At 63.1% G+C, this 16,629-nt stretch carries 10 protein-coding genes and 1 CRISPR repeat array; of the genes, 8 read left to right on the forward strand and 2 right to left on the reverse strand.

Annotated features, from left to right (window positions below):
• The first annotated feature begins 30 nt into the window (after window positions 1-30).
• From cas1f to cas6f, 6 genes are read left to right on the forward strand one after another with little or no spacing between them, the layout of a single operon-like run.
• A complete protein-coding gene (gene cas1f / locus AC27KI_RS06125) occupies window positions 31-1,017 on the forward strand; it encodes a type I-F CRISPR-associated endonuclease Cas1f (RefSeq protein WP_487089128.1) in 987 nt (328 codons plus the stop codon).
• Window positions 1,014-4,544 carry a type I-F CRISPR-associated helicase Cas3f gene (gene cas3f / locus AC27KI_RS06130; protein WP_487113048.1) on the forward strand — a complete coding sequence of 1,177 codons (3,531 nt, stop codon included), beginning with the start codon at window positions 1,014-1,016 and terminating at the stop codon, window positions 4,542-4,544. Before cas1f ends, cas3f begins: the two co-directional genes overlap by 4 nt.
• Window positions 4,545-4,592: 48 nt before the next feature.
• Window positions 4,593-6,008 (forward strand): type I-F CRISPR-associated protein Csy1, encoded by a 1,416-nt coding sequence (csy1, locus tag AC27KI_RS06135; protein ID WP_487089126.1) that lies wholly within the window; start codon window positions 4,593-4,595, stop codon window positions 6,006-6,008.
• Window positions 6,005-7,084 (forward strand): type I-F CRISPR-associated protein Csy2, encoded by a 1,080-nt coding sequence (gene csy2, locus AC27KI_RS06140; protein ID WP_487089125.1) that lies wholly within the window; start codon window positions 6,005-6,007, stop codon window positions 7,082-7,084. Before csy1 ends, csy2 begins: the two co-directional genes overlap by 4 nt.
• Before the next feature lie 59 nt (window positions 7,085-7,143).
• A complete protein-coding gene (gene csy3, locus AC27KI_RS06145) occupies window positions 7,144-8,169 on the forward strand; it encodes a type I-F CRISPR-associated protein Csy3 (protein ID WP_487089124.1) in 1,026 nt (341 codons plus the stop codon).
• 14 nt (window positions 8,170-8,183) lie between these two features.
• Complete coding sequence (gene cas6f, locus AC27KI_RS06150) at window positions 8,184-8,750, forward strand: type I-F CRISPR-associated endoribonuclease Cas6/Csy4 (RefSeq protein WP_487089123.1); 567 nt, start codon at window positions 8,184-8,186, stop codon at window positions 8,748-8,750.
• Window positions 8,751-8,880: 130 nt separating this feature from the next.
• Window positions 8,881-11,673: direct repeats of the CRISPR family, unit length 28 nt; unit sequence CTTCACTGCCGTATAGGCAGCTCAGAAA.
• Between the two features lie 357 nt (window positions 11,674-12,030).
• On the opposite strand, the gene AC27KI_RS06155 is transcribed toward cas6f, so the two are convergent.
• A complete protein-coding gene (locus tag AC27KI_RS06155; protein ID WP_487113050.1) occupies window positions 12,031-13,056 on the reverse strand; it encodes a LysR family transcriptional regulator in 1,026 nt (341 codons plus the stop codon).
• 147 nt (window positions 13,057-13,203) lie between these two features.
• Between AC27KI_RS06155 and aptA the strand changes: the two genes are divergently transcribed.
• Window positions 13,204-14,565, forward strand: a complete 1,362-nt coding sequence (aptA, locus tag AC27KI_RS06160; RefSeq protein ID WP_487113052.1) for an omega-aminotransferase AptA — start codon at window positions 13,204-13,206, stop codon at window positions 14,563-14,565.
• Between the two features lie 91 nt (window positions 14,566-14,656).
• Entirely contained in the window at window positions 14,657-16,183 is a 1,527-nt protein-coding gene (locus AC27KI_RS06165) for a CoA-acylating methylmalonate-semialdehyde dehydrogenase (protein ID WP_284430546.1), read from the forward strand.
• Window positions 16,184-16,283: 100 nt separating this feature from the next.
• Here AC27KI_RS06165 and AC27KI_RS06170 read toward each other — a convergent pair.
• Window positions 16,284-16,629, reverse strand: a 346-nt coding sequence (locus tag AC27KI_RS06170; RefSeq protein ID WP_487113054.1) for an OmpA family protein, incomplete at its 5' end; no start/stop codon positions are given.

A 16,629-nucleotide genomic window follows, 5' to 3' on the forward strand; every position in this document is an offset into this window, starting at 1 on the left:
CAAGAAAAATCGGGACACTGCGACGCGACCATGGAAGACATCGCCGCATCTGATCTCAAATCCATACTCCACTCCAAGCGGGCCAATCTCTACTACCTTGAGCACTGCCGGGTCTTGGTCAATGGTGGCAGGGTTGAATATGTGACGGATGCCGGCAAGAAAAGCCTGTACTGGAATATTCCCATCGCCAATACCACCAGCATTCTGCTGGGAACAGGCACCTCGATTACCCAGGCGGCCATGCGTGAACTGGCCAAAGCCGGCGTGTTGGTGGGGTTTGCGGGCGGCGGGGGCACCCCGCTGTTCAGTGCCAATGAGCTGGACGTGGACGTGGCATGGTTCGCACCGCAGTCCGAGTATCGCCCGACGGAGTATCTGCAAGCGTGGGTGCGTTTCTGGTTCGACGAAGAACTGCGGCTGATGGCAGCCAAAGCCCTCCAGATCCAGCGGCTGCAAAGGCTGCGGACGCAATGGACCACGCGTGCTGTGCGCGAGGCCGGATTCGCGGTGGATGCGCAACGCTTGCAAAACTTGCTGGATCCCTTTATGGCGCACATCGCCAATGCGCCAGACATCACCGCCTTGCTCACCGATGAGGCGCGTTTGACCAAGGCGCTTTTCAAACTGGCGGTGGATGCAACGGGCTATGGCGATTTCACACGCGCCAAACGCGGTACCGGCAGCGATGCCGCCAACCGCTTCCTGGACCACGGCAACTATCTGGCCTACGGGCTCGGCGCGACCGCCACGTGGGTGTTGGGTCTCCCCCACGGCCTGGCAGTGCTGCACGGCAAGACACGGCGGGGTGGGCTGGTCTTTGATGCGGCTGACTTGGTGAAGGATGCCTCGATCCTGCCGCAGGCCTTTCTCTCGGCGATGCGGGGAGACGATGAACAGCAGTTTCGCCACCACTGCATCGACGCCCTCACCCGCAGCGAATCACTGGACTTCATGATCGATACGCTCAAGGCAATCGCATTGGAGACGGCGAGGCACGCACAGAAGTCGGCGCTGTGAACGTCCTTTTCGTATCCCAATGCAGCAAACGGGCTTTGACGGAAACCCGCCGCATCCTTGATCAGTTCGCGGAACGGCGTGGGGACCGCACCTGGCAAACCCCCATCACGGCGGATGGATTGGACAGCGTTCGCCGGCTTCTGCGTAAAACGGCCCGCAAAAATACCGCTGTCGCGTGCCATTGGATCCGCGGCAAAGACCACAGTGAGCTATTGTGGGTGGTGGGCGATGGCCGGCAGTTCAATGCGCAAGGCGCGACCCCCACCCACACCACGGCCAGCAACATCCTGCGCGTAGAGGATGAAAGCAGTTGGCACCACTTGCCTCTGATGACTTCGCTGGCGGCGCTCGCTGCCCTGCTTCACGATTTGGGAAAAGCCACGCAAGCTTTTCAAGACCGGCTGAGAAATCCCGGTGTGCGCGAGCGCAACCACTACCGCCATGAATGGGTCTCGGTGCGCCTGTTTCAGGCTTTTGTGGGCCGCGATGACGATGCTGCATGGCTGCAGCGTCTGGCCTGTTGTGCCGACGCCGCCACGGACACCAGAGCGTTCGAAGCGCTATGGCTGGACCACGCAGGAGGGCGATTGCTACGCGACGGTCTTGATGAACCGCAGGCCACGCAGCATCTGCCTTTCGCCCAAATGCCTCCGCTCGCACAAGCGGTGGCTTGGCTGGTATTCACCCACCATCGCTTGCCTTGTCTTCCGGTGCATCGGCCCGAGGGCAGCCATGAGGAGGACATCAGCCTGCCTCGCGCCCAATGGCACCGCTTTGGCGCCCGCCCCCCATTCGTCAACAGCAAAGAGTTGGATGGGGCCCTGGCCCGCGTCAGCGCTGATTGGAACGAGCCCCGCGAGCAAGCCTCCACCGCCACCGTACAGGTCCACTGGCATTTTCCGCATGGCTTGCCTGTGGCAACACTGGCCTGGCGCAAACAGGCTGCGCGCTATGCCCGCAAACTGCTGGCACGGGCCCAAGCCCCGGGCGACGCAGGCGTATTGCATGACCCCTACACCATGCATGTGGCGCGCCTGTGCCTCATGTTGGCAGACCACCACTATTCCAGCATCAGCGACGAGCCACGGCGCCTGCCCTATCGCAACGCGGGCTACCCGCTGTACGCCAATACCTGTACGGACGCAATCAAAAAAGATAGTGACAGGGGGCTTTGGGGGAAGCACGGGCAGCCGTTTTTCAATCAAACGTTGGACGAACACCTGCTTGGCGTTCAAGGGCATGCCACGCTGATAGCGCGATCTTTGCCCAGCCTCGGGCGAAGCCTGCCCGCACTGCAAAACCACAAGCCACTGAAAAGGCGCAACACCGACATCCGCTTCGCCTGGCAAGACAAAGCTGCCGACTTGGCTGCGAGCGTGCGCACCCGTGCCGCTGCACAAGGCGCTTTCATCGTCAGCATGGCTTCCACAGGATGCGGCAAGACGTTGGGCAACGCCCGGATCATGAATGCGCTCGCCGACCCTGCCACGGGCCTGCGTTGCGCGTTCGCCATCGGGTTGCGCACGCTCACGCTGCAAACCGGGCGCAGTTTCCAGCGCGATCTGGGGCTGGGTGAGGAGCAACTTGCCATCCAGGTAGGCGGCGCAGCCAGCCGGGCTTTGTTTGACCATTGGGAGCGGCAGGCCGAGACCACGGGCTCTGCATCACGCCAGCGGTTGCTGGATGAAGCGTGTACCGTGCTCTACGAGGGAAACGACCAGCACCCCCTGCTGCAGCGCCTGACCGACGATGCCCAAGCCCGCGCGCTGATCGCCGCACCGTTGCTGGTCTGCACGGTGGACCATCTCACCCCCGCCACCGAAAGCCTGCGTGGCGGTCGCCAGATTGCACCCATGCTGCGGCTCATGACTGGCGACCTGGTACTGGACGAGCCAGACGATTTCGACATGGCCGATTTGCCTGCCTTGACGCGCCTGGTGTATTGGGCAGGGTTACTGGGTTCTCGCGTGCTGCTGTCGTCCGCCACGTTGCCGCCGGCACTGGTGGAAGGACTGTTCCTCGCTTACCGTGCCGGGCGCGCGGTGTACCAGCAGCATCGCAGCGAAAGGCCCAATGCGCCGGTTGATCCTTGCTGCCTGTGGATCGATGAGTTCCACCAGACCACGCAGGACTGCGCCGATGGTGCCGCTTTTCGTGTGGCACACACACAATACGTGCAAAAACGGTTGATTCGGCTGGCCCAGGCGGAAGTGCGCCGTCTCGCGCAGATCGCCGATTTGCCTGATGAGTGGCGTGACATGGACCAGGCCGAACGGCGCACGGATTTTGCACGCCTGGTGCTGCACCATGCCTGGCAGTTGCACCAGCAGGCCTGCAATCACATGATCGATTCCGTCAGCGGCAAGCGTGTGAGCCTGGGACTGATCCGCATGGCCAACATTGCCCCGCTGTACGACGTGGCTTTGGCGATCCATCGGTTGGGTGCACCGGCTCCCGGGGTGCGCGTGCATCTGTGCGTGTACCACTCGCAATTCCCTCTGCTGGCCCGATCGGTCATCGAGCAGCAGCTCGATACCCTGCTCGATCGCCGCGGCGCCCGTGGCGGGCAAGACCCTGTGCTCCAGCGCCCCGTGTTGCGTGCGCTCATCGACGCCCACCCCGAGCACCACCATTTGTTCATCGTGCTGGCTAGTCCCGTCAGTGAGGTGGGCCGGGACCACGATTACGACTGGGCGGTGGTCGAGCCCTCGTCCATGCGGTCGCTGATCCAACTGGCGGGCCGCGTGCGCCGTCATCGGCCGGGTAGCGTGGCAGATGCCAACATGGTGGTACTCGACCGCAACCTGCGGTCGTACGAGCACATCGGCGAAGCGGCATTTTGCAAGCCTGGGTTCGAGATGGGTTCGCAGTCCGCCGGTACGACCGACGCAGCGCGCTGGTTCCACTTGAAGTCCCACCGCTTGCGCGATGTGATGGCGCACGCGGCACAAGGCAACGCGCCGTGGGCGGTGGATGCGCAGCCGCGCATTGCGGTGGCCGTCGGCAAGCTTCAGCCCCGCCGTTACCTGGTGGACTTGGAACATGCCTGCATGCATGACAGCATGCTGCCGCGCCATGCAGACGGTCAAGACACCACCGCCCCCATCCGCGCAGCCAGCCTGCATTGGGCCCATCCAGGCAACCTGTGGCTCACCGGCCTGCTGCCGCAATACCAGCGCTTTCGCTACGACCCACAGCCGCGCGACGACGTGGTCCTGCTGCCGGATGAAGACGAATCCACCTTGCAATTGCATCGCGTCGATGACGGGCCTGGCCGAGGCGACAGGCTCTACGTGCGCATAGAGGACAGCTTGCTGGATCGGGTGCCGGAGGCCGCATTGGCCGCCCGCACTGTTTCACCCTGGTCGAGCGTGAACCTGATGCATGAACTGACCCAATTGGCGCAGGCCCAGGGTTTGACCTTGCAACAGTGTGCTGAACGCTATGCCGGTGCCAGCTTGCCATCCCAGCAGCAGGGATGGCGGTTTCATGAGCTTTTGGGATTCAACAAGAAGGAGGTGTCTTGATGTCATTGAAGTGCCGATACATAACGTCTAACTGCGGAGGCCGAAGTCATGCCGAAAGCTGAAATTCCCATCGCATACCGCAGTTTCCGGGAGGCCATACAAGCGTTTTTAAAAGAACGTCTGGGGGCCAAGCTAGATAAAACCGAGGAAGGGGAGGATGCGAAGCGTCAGGAACTGATCACTCAGCACCACCCGAGCAGGTGGCTGAAAGAAGCTGCAAAGCGAGTGCATCAAATCCAGGCCGTCACCCACTCCCTCAAACCCATCCACCCGGACGCGCGTGGCACCAATCTGTATGTGGAGCCTAGGCAACTTCCTCCGCTGGATGATCTGGGCAGCCATGCCCTCGGCGATCGCTTTGTCGGCGATGTGGTGGGCAACGCGGCAGCGCTGGATGTTTACAAGTTGCTCAAGCTGGAGGTGAATGGGCGCACTTTGTTGAACGCCCTGCTGGACCAGGATCCCGACGCCCTCGCGGCGCTGGACGCGGACCCTGTGCAGGCCCACGCGTTGCGCGACGCGTTTGTGTCGCTCATCCAGCCGCGGGCCGGAGGCGCCAGCAGCCACCCGCTCGCCAAGCAGCTCTATTGGCTTGTGGGCGCAGATGCTGGCAGGGACAGCGACTATGTCCTGCTCGCGCCGCTTTACGCCACGTCGCTGGCCCAGGCCGTGCATACCCAGGTGCAGGAAGACCGCTTCGGCGAAGCCAACAAAGCCGCCCGCCAGGCCCGGCGCGAGCGCAAAGCGCACGAAGGCACGTATCACGTCTATCCCGGGCTGGCGGTGCAGAACATGGGTGGGACCAAGCCGCAGAACATCAGCCAGCTCAACAGCGAGCGACGGGGCATGAACTATCTCCTGTCGTCGCTGCCACCCCAATGGAAATCCAGTGAAGGGCGATTCCCCGTGCATGCGGAATCGGTGTTCGACCGCCTGTTCATCGTCCGCCCAGAGGTACGCCAGACGGTACGTGCACTGCGGCATTTTCTCGAATCCGACCCCGAGCCCAACCAAGCGACGCGCCAGCGGCGCGAAGCCCTGCTGGATACGCTGCTGGACGAACTGGTTTCGCTGGCCGCTGAGATGCAGCAACTGCTGCCACCGGGGTGGACCGTGCATGACCCGGAAAAACGCTTTGCCAAGCTGAACTACCAAGAGCAGCTTTGGCTGGACCCGCTGCGTGCTGAGCTACCGGAAGAGCCGGTATTTGCGTTCGATTGGCTTTACATGGACTGGCCTGCAGCCATCGGCAAGCGCTTTGCCAACTGGCTGAACGATCAGCTGCGTGGCAAGCTGCCGCTGGGCGATGCCGAAGCGCGCGAGTGGAAAAAAGTGCTATTGACCGATGAGGACGGCTTCCGGCAGCGATTGCGCGAAATGCGTGACAAGTTGGACGCGCCGCACTATGTGCCCATCCGACAAACGCATGCTGAACTGGCCAAGGCATCGGGGGAGGACGCATGAGCCAACCCCAACCCCAGGCCCTTCTCGTTCTCCCCCATCTGCGGATCCAGAACGCCAACGCCATCGCCAGCCCGCTCACGCACGGCTTTCCGTCCATCACGGCCTTTACCGGGCTGATGTGGGCGCTGGAGCGCAAGCTGGCCCTGGCCGGTGTGCCATTGCGCCTGCATGCGGTGGGCGTGGTCTGCCACCACCACCAGGAACAGGTGACGCACGGCTATGTGCGCAGCTTCAACCTGACGCGCAATCCCGTGGACAAGGATGGAAGCACCGCCGCCATCGTGGAGGAGGGACGCATGCATCTACAGATCACTCTGGTGGTCGCCGTGTCCGAAAAAAACACGCCTGACACGGCATCGGTGCTGGTGCAGGGCAATCAGGCGCAATGGGCGGAGTGGGCTCGCATCGCTGGTGAAACCCTCGCGGGCATGCGCGTGGCGGGCGGCAGTGTGCTGCCCTCGCGCGCCGTGCCAGGAAAACGCGTGCGGCCATGGATGGATATCGTGCCCGATGACCCGGTGGAAGCTGCCAGCCTCTTTCGCGCATGGCATCGGCAGTGGCTACCCGGCTTTGCCTTGGTGGGGCGCGACGACCTGCTGATGGGGCGCTTGCAGCAACTGCGTGCGACGCATGCACAAGCCACTTTGCTGGATGCCTGGCTGCACGCGTCCCGTTTCAACCATCAGGCGTTGCTGAGCGCGGACGGAATGCCTGCAATCGACGGTCAAGTGGCCTGGGGGGATCCGTTTCGGCCCAAAGGCAGCGGGTGGATCGTGCCCATCCCCGTTGGCTATGCAGCGCTCACGGCCCTCCATCCCGCAGGCAGTGTGCGCAATGCCCGAGATGCCACGGTGCCCGTGCGCTTCGTTGAGTCGGTGTACTCGCTGGGCGAATGGGTCAGCCCGCATCGGCTTCAGAGCCTGCAGCAATTGCTATGGCAGGCCGAGACCGACGAAACCCTGGGTCTGTACCGCTGCCGCAACGGCTATCGGCCGCTCCCTGGACAGGATGGCGCCAACGCCGTAACCGGCGCCGCCAGCGACTGGGATGACGAAGAGGCCTATGACTACACCTGAGCAGACAGTGCCTTATCCCGCTTGCCTGATTCACCCTCCATTTTTCAAGGATTGACACCATGACCGAGAAACTCGCCACCGCTTCCGTCCTGGCCTTCGAGCGCAAGCTCGACCCGTCTGATGCCGTGTTCCATGCTGGCCGCTGGGACGACCAAGCCCAATCGCATGCCTGGCAGCCCGTCACCATCCAGCCTAAGTCGGTGCGCGGCACCATCAGCAATCGGCTCAAGGCCAAAGACCAAGACCCTGCCAAGCTGGACGCTGCCATCGAAAAGCCCAACCTGCAAACCGTGGACGTGGCTGCGTTGCCCCCACAGGCCGACACGCTCAAGGTGCAGTTCACGCTGCGCGTGCTGGGTGGCGCAGGCACCCCGTCGGCCTGCAATGGCGCGGCCTATCAGGCCAAGCTGCTGACGACCGTGCAGGGCTATGTGCAGCAGCATGGCTTTGCCGAACTCGCGCAGCGCTACGCCGCCAACCTGGCCAATGGCCGCTTTCTGTGGCGCAACCGCGTTGGCGCCGAGCGCGTTCAGGTCATCGTGGAACGATTGCAAGACGGCAAGGCCGTTGAGTCCTGGTCTTTTGATGCCCTGGCGCTGAACACGCGCGCGGTAGGTGCTGTCAGTTCCGAAGTACCTGGGGTGCAAGGGCTGGGGCAGCTCATCGCGGGCGGGCTGGCAGGCAGCACCCATGTGCTGCTGCAGGTGACGGCCTTTGTGCGCCAAGGCGCGGGGCAAGAAGTGTTTCCGTCGCAAGAACTCATTCTGGACAAGGGCAGCGCGGGCAAAAGCAAAACGCTGTACCACGTCAACGGTGTGGCTGCCATTCACTCGCAGAAGATCGGCAACGCCATTCGTACCATTGACACCTGGTACGACGGCGCCGGCGAACTGGGCCCGATTGCCGTGGAACCCTACGGCTCTGTCACCACCCAGGGAAAGGCGTATCGGCAGCCGAAGCAGAAGCTGGATTTCTACACGCTGCTGGATGAATGGCTGCTGAAAGACAAGGTGCCCCCCACCGAACAACAGCACTTTGTGATGGCCGCGTTGATCCGTGGCGGCGTGTTTGGCGATGCGAGCTGAGTCGAGCGCCAACCATGACCACGCATTACATGGACCTTTCTTTGCTGCCGGATCCGGAGTTCAGCCCAACCCCGTTGCGCAACGCACTGTTTTCCAAACTGCACCGTGCGTTAGTGCAATTGGAAACGGGTGAGATCGGCGTGAGTTTTCCGGGGCTGAACCCGCGAGGAACGGACCTGGGCGCCACGCTGCGGCTCCATGGCACAGAGCCCGCGTTGAAACGCCTGCAAGCGTTGCCCTGGCTGCAAGGCATGCGCGACCATGTACTGGCAGGCAGCGTCGCCCCAGTGCCTGGAAGCACGGCACACCGGGTGGTGCGCCGCGTGCAGGTGCACAGCAGCCCTGAGCGCTTGCGCCGCCGACAGATGCGCCGACACGGCTATGACGAAGCCGAAGCCCAAAGGCGTATCCCGGACAGCGCGGCGCGGCGGCTGGATTTGCCTTATCTGAACCTGCAGAGTTCCAGCACAGGACAGGCGTTTCGCCTGTTTCTCGAGCACGGTCCGGTGCAAGCCGTGCCGAGCCTCGGCCATTTCAGCGCTTATGGGTTGAGCCCCCTGACGACGGTTCCCTGGTTTTGACCCTTTTTTGGAGCCATTGCCAAAACCTTTATAAATCAAGCACTTGGGCGTACTGGTAGCAAAAAGGGATGAATGGAGGCAGCAGCTGTTTTTCACTGATGAATCAACAGGCTAGGGAGATTTTTCTCTACTTCACTGCCGTATAGGCAGCTCAGAAAAATCTGCGCCAGCTGACCACCGCCGGAGATGCCTTCACTGCCGTATAGGCAGCTCAGAAAGCACTGGGCCCGCTGGTGGGGCAACGACGTGGCTTCACTGCCGTATAGGCAGCTCAGAAAACTATGCGAGAGCTCGCATCGATGCGCTTGGCCTTCACTGCCGTATAGGCAGCTCAGAAAATCTGCAGCGCTTGATTTCGCTCCTCCGCGAACTTCACTGCCGTATAGGCAGCTCAGAAAGCCGTGCCGGGTGACGCTTGCGCCAGCGCGCACTTCACTGCCGTATAGGCAGCTCAGAAATACCTCGATCCGAACGACCGCAAGCAGTGGGTCTTCACTGCCGTATAGGCAGCTCAGAAAGGTTTCCGGGTCGATCGCGAAGAAGCTCTGCTCTTCACTGCCGTATAGGCAGCTCAGAAAACCGGCAGCGGCAACGACGCGACGCTGCTGCGCTTCACTGCCGTATAGGCAGCTCAGAAGTCGAAGGCACCGCCGCCTTCGTGCTCAAGAACCTTCACTGCCGTATAGGCAGCTCAGAAAAACCTCATCCACGACGGAAGCGATGAAGTGTTCTTCACTGCCGTATAGGCAGCTCAGAAATGCTGGCATTCGCTGGCACGCGCACTCAGCACCTTCACTGCCGTATAGGCAGCTCAGAAAATGTCGACCGGATCGCCTTCGAGGCGGTAGGCCTTCACTGCCGTATAGGCAGCTCAGAAAGTGAGCGTGGCATCGAATGTGCCATTGGCGATCTTCACTGCCGTATAGGCAGCTCAGAAATGTTCGGGTCGGGCAGGATGTGCTCCAGTTGGCTTCACTGCCGTATAGGCAGCTCAGAAAAAGAGCGCGTGAAGCGACTCGTGAAGGACGCACTTCACTGCCGTATAGGCAGCTCAGAAATCAGGGTCGCGCAATGCGCGCACCACGTCGGCCTTCACTGCCGTATAGGCAGCTCAGAAAGATCTACGTGCAGATGCAATCGACTGCATTGCCTTCACTGCCGTATAGGCAGCTCAGAAAACAAGCAAAGCGCAAAAGACCCAGCGCTGACGCTTCACTGCCGTATAGGCAGCTCAGAAATTGATGGTGTCGAGCACCGTGTCTTTGTCAGGCTTCACTGCCGTATAGGCAGCTCAGAAAAAATAACTTGCCGCTGCTGGGCATAGGGCACCCTTCACTGCCGTATAGGCAGCTCAGAAAGAAAGGAGTAACCCATGAGCGCTGGCATCGAGCTTCACTGCCGTATAGGCAGCTCAGAAAAACCCCGCCTGCCCCCTGTCCTGGGTGTACTCCTTCACTGCCGTATAGGCAGCTCAGAAAAGCACGCTCTCCAGCATCGTGGCGCGCGCGGCCTTCACTGCCGTATAGGCAGCTCAGAAATCGTAGCGGCGCTGCTGGCGGACGGCGAAACCCTTCACTGCCGTATAGGCAGCTCAGAAATACACGTATGAGGGGCAGCAGTACGACCGCGACTTCACTGCCGTATAGGCAGCTCAGAAAGATCGCAGCAGAAAGAGTTTCGGGAGTGAAGGCGTCACTGCCGTATAGGCAGCTCAGAAAACAGCACGAAGAAGAACAAACCGGCGCTGACGCTTCACTGCCGTATAGGCAGCTCAGAAATAGATAGTGACGTCAAAGGCTACTACCACGAACTTCACTGCCGTATAGGCAGCTCAGAAAACGCCGCAGCCTGGCGCAGCAGCGCATCATCCCTTCACTGCCGTATAGGCAGCTCAGAAAAGGAGAAATGGGGCGGATCGCCCGCGTTGATGTCTTCACTGCCGTATAGGCAGCTCAGAAAACCAATGGCCGCGGCTGCGGTGGCCAGCACGCCTTCACTGCCGTATAGGCAGCTCAGAAAATGGTGATCGCAGTGATCGCCGCCGGCGCCTCCTTCACTGCCGTATAGGCAGCTCAGAAAAGCACGGCCGGAACGAAGTCGGCATTCATCATCTTCACTGCCGTATAGGCAGCTCAGAAACGCAGCGATGGGCAATGAGGTGGTGCGCCTCACTTCACTGCCGTATAGGCAGCTCAGAAATTCACTCGGGCGGTGGGCTCCGAGGTTTGAAAACTTCACTGCCGTATAGGCAGCTCAGAAAAACAAAGCCAAGTGGGCCGCGCTCCCTGAGACCCTTCACTGCCGTATAGGCAGCTCAGAAATGCAGCTCCCGCACGGTCCGCTCAAGCACGACCTTCACTGCCGTATAGGCAGCTCGGAAAATCGTCTCGCAGACGTTGGTCATGCCTGTGAGCTTCACTGCCGTATAGGCAGCTCAGAAATGTGCGTGGTGGAGCGGATGACGCGCTGGCCTCTTCACTGCCGTATAGGCAGCTCAGAAAATCATTGAGGTCGGCGACGTGGTGCTCCACCTCTTCACTGCCATATAGGCAGCTCAGAAAACAAGGCCGGCCGAAAAGTAAAACCGCTGAGACTTCACTGCCGTATAGGCAGCTCAGAAAACATGCGTTTCAACTTCTCAATCTCATTGCGACTTCACTGCCGTATAGGCAGCTCAGAAAGACAAGGCTGGTGCGGTTGCCGAAGGTTGCTACTTCACTGCCGTATAGGCAGCTCAGAAAACTGTGAGTTCAAGCCAAATGGCTTTGCCAGCCTTCACTGCCGTATAGGCAGCTCAGAAATATCCAGGCGGAGAGACACCGGTAGCTGATCCCTTCACTGCCGTATAGGCAGCTCAGAAATTGCTACCCGGCGGGACAAAACCCGCCCCAAACCTTCACTGCCGTATAGGCAGCTCAGAAATTGACAGGCGAAGTCGGGGGCGATGTTCGAAACTTCACTGCCGATAGGCAGCTCAGAAAGTTTTGGCTGGGCTGGTACCAGACCCCTGCGTCTTCACTGCCGTATAGGCAGCTCAGAAAGTCACAACGTTGGACTGGCTCGCCACGTCGCCCTTCACTGCCGTATAGGCAGCTCAGAAATTCGACGGCCGCCCTTGGCGTCGCTACGTGGACTTCACTGCCGTATACGCATCTCAGAAATGTGAGCATCGAGGTGTTGCCCGCGCCGTTCTCTTCACTGCCGTGTAAGCAGCTCAGCTATAGACAGCTCAAAATGACAAAAAAGTGCCGCCAGACATGCCCGCCGTGGACGGTGTCCACTACCGTCCATGAGTGCTACCGCGAGAAGCATGCGCCACCACCAAACACCGCTGAAACGCCTGCGCCGCCCTCGGCGGCTCGGGCGACCTTCTTAGCAGACTCACGAACTGGCAGTCGTAGCGCAGCGCCTCGGGCCGCACGGCCTGCAGGCGGCCCCGGCGCTCGAACGCCTCGGCGTAGTGGTCGGGCAGGAAGCCCAGGTAGCGGCCCGAGAGCACCAGCGTGGCGATGGATTCCTGGTCGAAGCCCGTGGCGGTGCGGGTGAGGCGAGCCTGGTGGCTCAGCTCCATGTTGGGCGAGTGGTAGCCCAAGCCGGCGAAAGGGTGCGCGCGCACGGCGTCCCAGTCGAGCGCCGAGTGGTCCGCCCCGAACAGCGGGTGGCCCGCGCCGCAGTACAGCAGCATGGTCTCGCTGAACAGGTCGGTGTACAGCAGGCTCTGCGAGGCGCGGTGGGCGGGGATGATGCCCACCTGGTAGGTGCCGTCGATCACGCCGCGCTCGATGGCGTTGATCGAGCCCACGTGCATCTGCAGGTGCACGTCCGGCGCCTGGGCGGTGAAGGCGGCGATGGCTTCGCCGATGCGCGCGGCCGGGTTGCTGGCGGTCTTGTCGAACACCGCGACGGCCAGTTGGCCGCCCATGCGCGAGTGGATGCCGTCCACGCTGTCGCGAAAGCCCTGCACGGCGGCCAATAGGCGCAGGGTTTCGTCGTACACGCGCTGGCCTTCCGGGGTGAGCGCGAAGCCCGCCCGGCCGCGCCGGCACAGGGTCAGCCCCAGGCGGGTTTCGAGGTCCTTCACGTGGCGGCTGACGGTGCTGGTGCCGATGTTCAGCTCCAGCTCGGCCGCGGCCATGCCGCCGCAATCGACCACGCTTTTGAAGACCTGCAGCAGGCGCAGGTCCATGTCGCTCAACTGGCCGAGCACGGCGCGTTCGCGCGGGGCCTGGGTCGTGGGCGGCAGCGAGGATGACGCAGGGGATGGGGGCAGGGAATCGCTGGGCACGGTGGGCGGCTTTACTTGCATGAATCGTCAAGTAAACATTGATATTTGTCCATTGGAGGGATTATCGACCGCCGGAACAATGGGGCCACCCGCCCGCTGGCAGGGCCACCTGCGGCCTGTGCGGCAGCGCCTTGCGCCCCTTTTGTTTTCTTTGTGATTGGACCGACCATGAGCTTCACCGTCCTCGACTCCGCTCCCGAAGCCACCGCGCCGCGCATGGACGCGGCCTGGCTGGATGCGCACTGGATGCCCTTCACCGCCAACCGGCAGTTCAAGGCCGCGCCGCGCATGATCGTCTCGGGCCAGGGGGCCTACTACACCGATTCCGAAGGCCGCAAGATCTTCGACGGCCTCTCGGGCCTGTGGTGCGCGGGGCTGGGCCATGGCCGCAGGGACGTCGCCGAGGCGATCGGCAAGGCGGCCGCCACGCTCGACTATTCGCCGGCCTTCCAGTTCGGCCACCCGGCGTCGTTCGCGCTGGCCAACAAGATCAAGGAGCTCACGCCCGCGGGGCTCGACTACGTGTTCTTCACCGGCTCGGGCTCGGAGTCGGCCGACACCTCGCTCAAGATGGCGCGCGCCTACTGGCGTGCCAAGGGCCAGGCCGGCAAGACGCGCCTGATCGGTCGCGAGAAGGGCTACCACGGGGTGAACTTTGGCGGCATCTCGGTGGGCGGCATGGTGGGCAACCGCAAGACCTTCGGCCAGGGCGTGGAGGCGGACCACCTGCCGCACACGCAGCCGGCAATGGGCTCGTTCGTGCGTGGCATGGCCGAAGAAGGCGGCCGGGCGCTGGCCGACAAGCTGCTGGACGTGATCGCGCTGCACGACGCCTCCAACATCGCGGCGGTGATCGTGGAGCCGTTCTCGGGCTCGGCCGGCGTGGTGATTCCGCCCAAGGGCTATCTGGAGCGCATCCGCGAGATCTGCACGCAGAACCACATCCTGCTGATCTTCGACGAGGTCATCACCGGCTTCGGCCGCTGCGGCGCGTGGACAGGGGCGGAGGCCTTCGGCGTGACGCCCGACATCCTCAACTTCGCCAAGCAGGTGACCAACGGCGCGCAGCCGCTGGGCGGCGTGGTGGCCTCCAAGGAGATCTACGACACCTTCATGGCGCAGGGCGGGCCCGAGTACATGCTCGAATTCCCGCACGGCTACACCTATTCGGCCCACCCCGTGGCCTGCGCCGCCGGCCTGGCGGTGCTCGACATCCTGCAAAAGGAAGACATGCCCGGCCGCGCCAAGGCGCTGGCGCCGTACTTCGAGCAGGCGGTGCACAGCTTGAAAGGCGCGCAGCATGTGCTGGACATCCGCAACTACGGCCTGGCCGCGGGCTTCACCATCGCGCCGCTGCCGGGCGAGCCGGCCCGCCGGCCCTACGAGATCGCCATGAACTGCTGGAAGAAGGGCTTTTACGTGCGCTACGGCGGCGACACGATCCAGCTGGCGCCGCCGTTCATCAGCGAACGCGCCGAGATCGACCGGCTGGTGAGCGCCCTGGGCGATGCGCTGGCCGAGACGGCTTGAGCCCCGCTGCCAGCGATTGCTATTTATTTTGTAGCTGTATGCCCTAGTGGAATATGCACTGGGGGCACTTTTTACTCTGAACTCCATTCCCATGCACCAAGACCAGAACGTCACCGCCACCATCGGCCACCTGATCGACGGCCAGATCGTGGCCGACACCGTCCGCACGCAGCCCGTGTTCAACCCGGCCACGGGCCAGTCGTCCACCAGCGTGGCGCTGGCCTCGCAGGCGACGGTGGAGCAGGCCATCGCTTCGGCCGAGGCAGCCTTCCCCGCCTGGCGCAACACGCCGCCGCTCAAGCGCGCCCGCGTGATGTCCAGGCTCAAGGTGCTGCTGGAAGAGCACGCCGATGAAATCGCCGCCCTCATCACCGCCGAGCACGGCAAGGTGCTGAGCGATGCGCACGGCGAGCTGCAGCGCGGCATCGAGAACGTGGAATACGCCAGCTACGCGCCCGAGCTGCTCAAGGGCGAGCACAGCCGCAACGTGGGCCCGAACATCGACTCGTGGAGCGAGTTCCAGGCGCTGGGCGTCACCGCCGGCATCACGCCGTTCAACTTTCCGGCCATGGTGCCGCTGTGGATGTGGCCCATGGCCATCGCCTGCGGCAACACCTTCGTGCTGAAACCGTCCGAGCGCGACCCGAGCAGCACGCTGTTCATCGCCCAGCTGGCGCTGCAAGCCGGCCTGCCGCCCGGCGTGCTGAACGTGGTCAACGGCGACAAGACGGCGGTGGACACGCTGCTGCGCGACCCGCGCGTGAAGGCGGTGAGCTTCGTGGGCTCCACGCCGATCGCCGAGTACATCTATTCGGAAGGCTGCAAGCATGGCAAGCGCGTGCAGGCCCTGGGTGGCGCCAAGAACCATGCGGTGCTCATGCCCGATGCCGACGTGGACAACGCCGTGAGCGCCCTGATGGGCGCGGCGTATGGCTCGTGCGGCGAGCGCTGCATGGCGATCCCGCTGCTGGTGGCCGTGGGCGATGCCGTGGGCGACGCGGTGATCGCCGGCCTGAAGACCGAGATCGCCAAGATGAAGGTCGGCCCCGGCACCCAGACCGACAACGGCGGCAACGACATGGGCCCGCTGGTCACGCAAGCGCACTTCGAGAAGGTGAAGGCCTATGTGGACAGCGGTGTGGCCGAAGGCGCGACGCTGGTGGTCGATGGCCGCGGCATGCAGGTGGCCGGCCATGAACAGGGCTACTTCCTGGGCGCCTGCCTGTTCGACCACGTGAAGCCCGGCATGAAGATCTACCAGGAAGAGATCTTCGGTCCCGTGCTGGGCGTGGTGCGCGTGAAGACGCTGCAGGAGGCCATGCAGCTCATCAACGACCACGAGTACGGCAACGGCACCTGCATCTTCACGCGCGACGGCGAGGCGGCCCGCTATTTCACCGACCACATCCAGGTCGGCATGGTGGGCGTGAACGTGCCGCTGCCGGTGCCCGTGGCCTACCACTCGTTCGGCGGCTGGAAGCGCAGCCTGTTTGGCGACCTGCATGCCTACGGCCCCGACGCCGTGCGCTTCTACACCAAGCGCAAGACCATCACGCAGCGCTGGCCCTCGGCCGGCGTGCGCGAAGGCGCGGTGTTCGCCTTCCCGAGCAGCCGCTGAGCCCCACAAAGCACAGCGGCCCGTGGCGCGCAAGGCGCCCGGGCCGCCGGGTGGCCTGCCCGGGCGATGACTCCGGTGCAGGCGACGGAGGCGCGCGCGATCAGCGCGGCAGCACGGTCACCGCGTTGCGGGCCTGGTCGGTGCTGAACATCACGCGCAGGTTCTTCGCCGGCACGCCGCGCGACACCAGTTCCTTGCGCACGGCCAGGGCACGGGCCAGGGCGATCTCGCGGGCGTTCTTGGCGGTCTTGCGGTCGGCGTAGCCCTTGATCTCCCAGCGCTGGTTGCCGGCCTTGTCGGCGGTCAGGATGTCGAGCAGCGCAGGCGTGTCGGCCGGCAGTTCGGTCTCCAGGCCCGAGAACTCGGCCACGGTGCCGTCTTCGGGAATGCGCAGCGGCTCGGGTTCGGGCGCTGGCGGGGGCGCGACGGGCGCCGGGGCGGGCGCT

It is taken from the genome of Acidovorax sp. KPB24-03 (assembly GCF_057546605.1).

Excerpts from the sequence above, each read along its gene's own strand:
- cas1f (WP_487089128.1), top strand. The coding sequence starts at position 31 with ATGGAAGACATCGCCGCATCTGATCTCAAATCCATACTCCACTCCAAG.
- csy1 (WP_487089126.1), top strand. The coding sequence starts at position 4,593 with ATGCCGAAAGCTGAAATTCCCATCGCATACCGCAGTTTCCGGGAGGCC.
- csy2 (WP_487089125.1), top strand. The coding sequence starts at position 6,005 with ATGAGCCAACCCCAACCCCAGGCCCTTCTCGTTCTCCCCCATCTGCGG.
- csy3 (WP_487089124.1), top strand. The coding sequence starts at position 7,144 with ATGACCGAGAAACTCGCCACCGCTTCCGTCCTGGCCTTCGAGCGCAAG.
- cas6f (WP_487089123.1), top strand. The coding sequence starts at position 8,184 with ATGACCACGCATTACATGGACCTTTCTTTGCTGCCGGATCCGGAGTTC.
- AC27KI_RS06155 (WP_487113050.1), bottom strand. The coding sequence starts at position 13,056 with ATGCAAGTAAAGCCGCCCACCGTGCCCAGCGATTCCCTGCCCCCATCC.
- aptA (WP_487113052.1), top strand. The coding sequence starts at position 13,204 with ATGAGCTTCACCGTCCTCGACTCCGCTCCCGAAGCCACCGCGCCGCGC.
- AC27KI_RS06165 (WP_284430546.1), top strand. The coding sequence starts at position 14,657 with ATGCACCAAGACCAGAACGTCACCGCCACCATCGGCCACCTGATCGAC.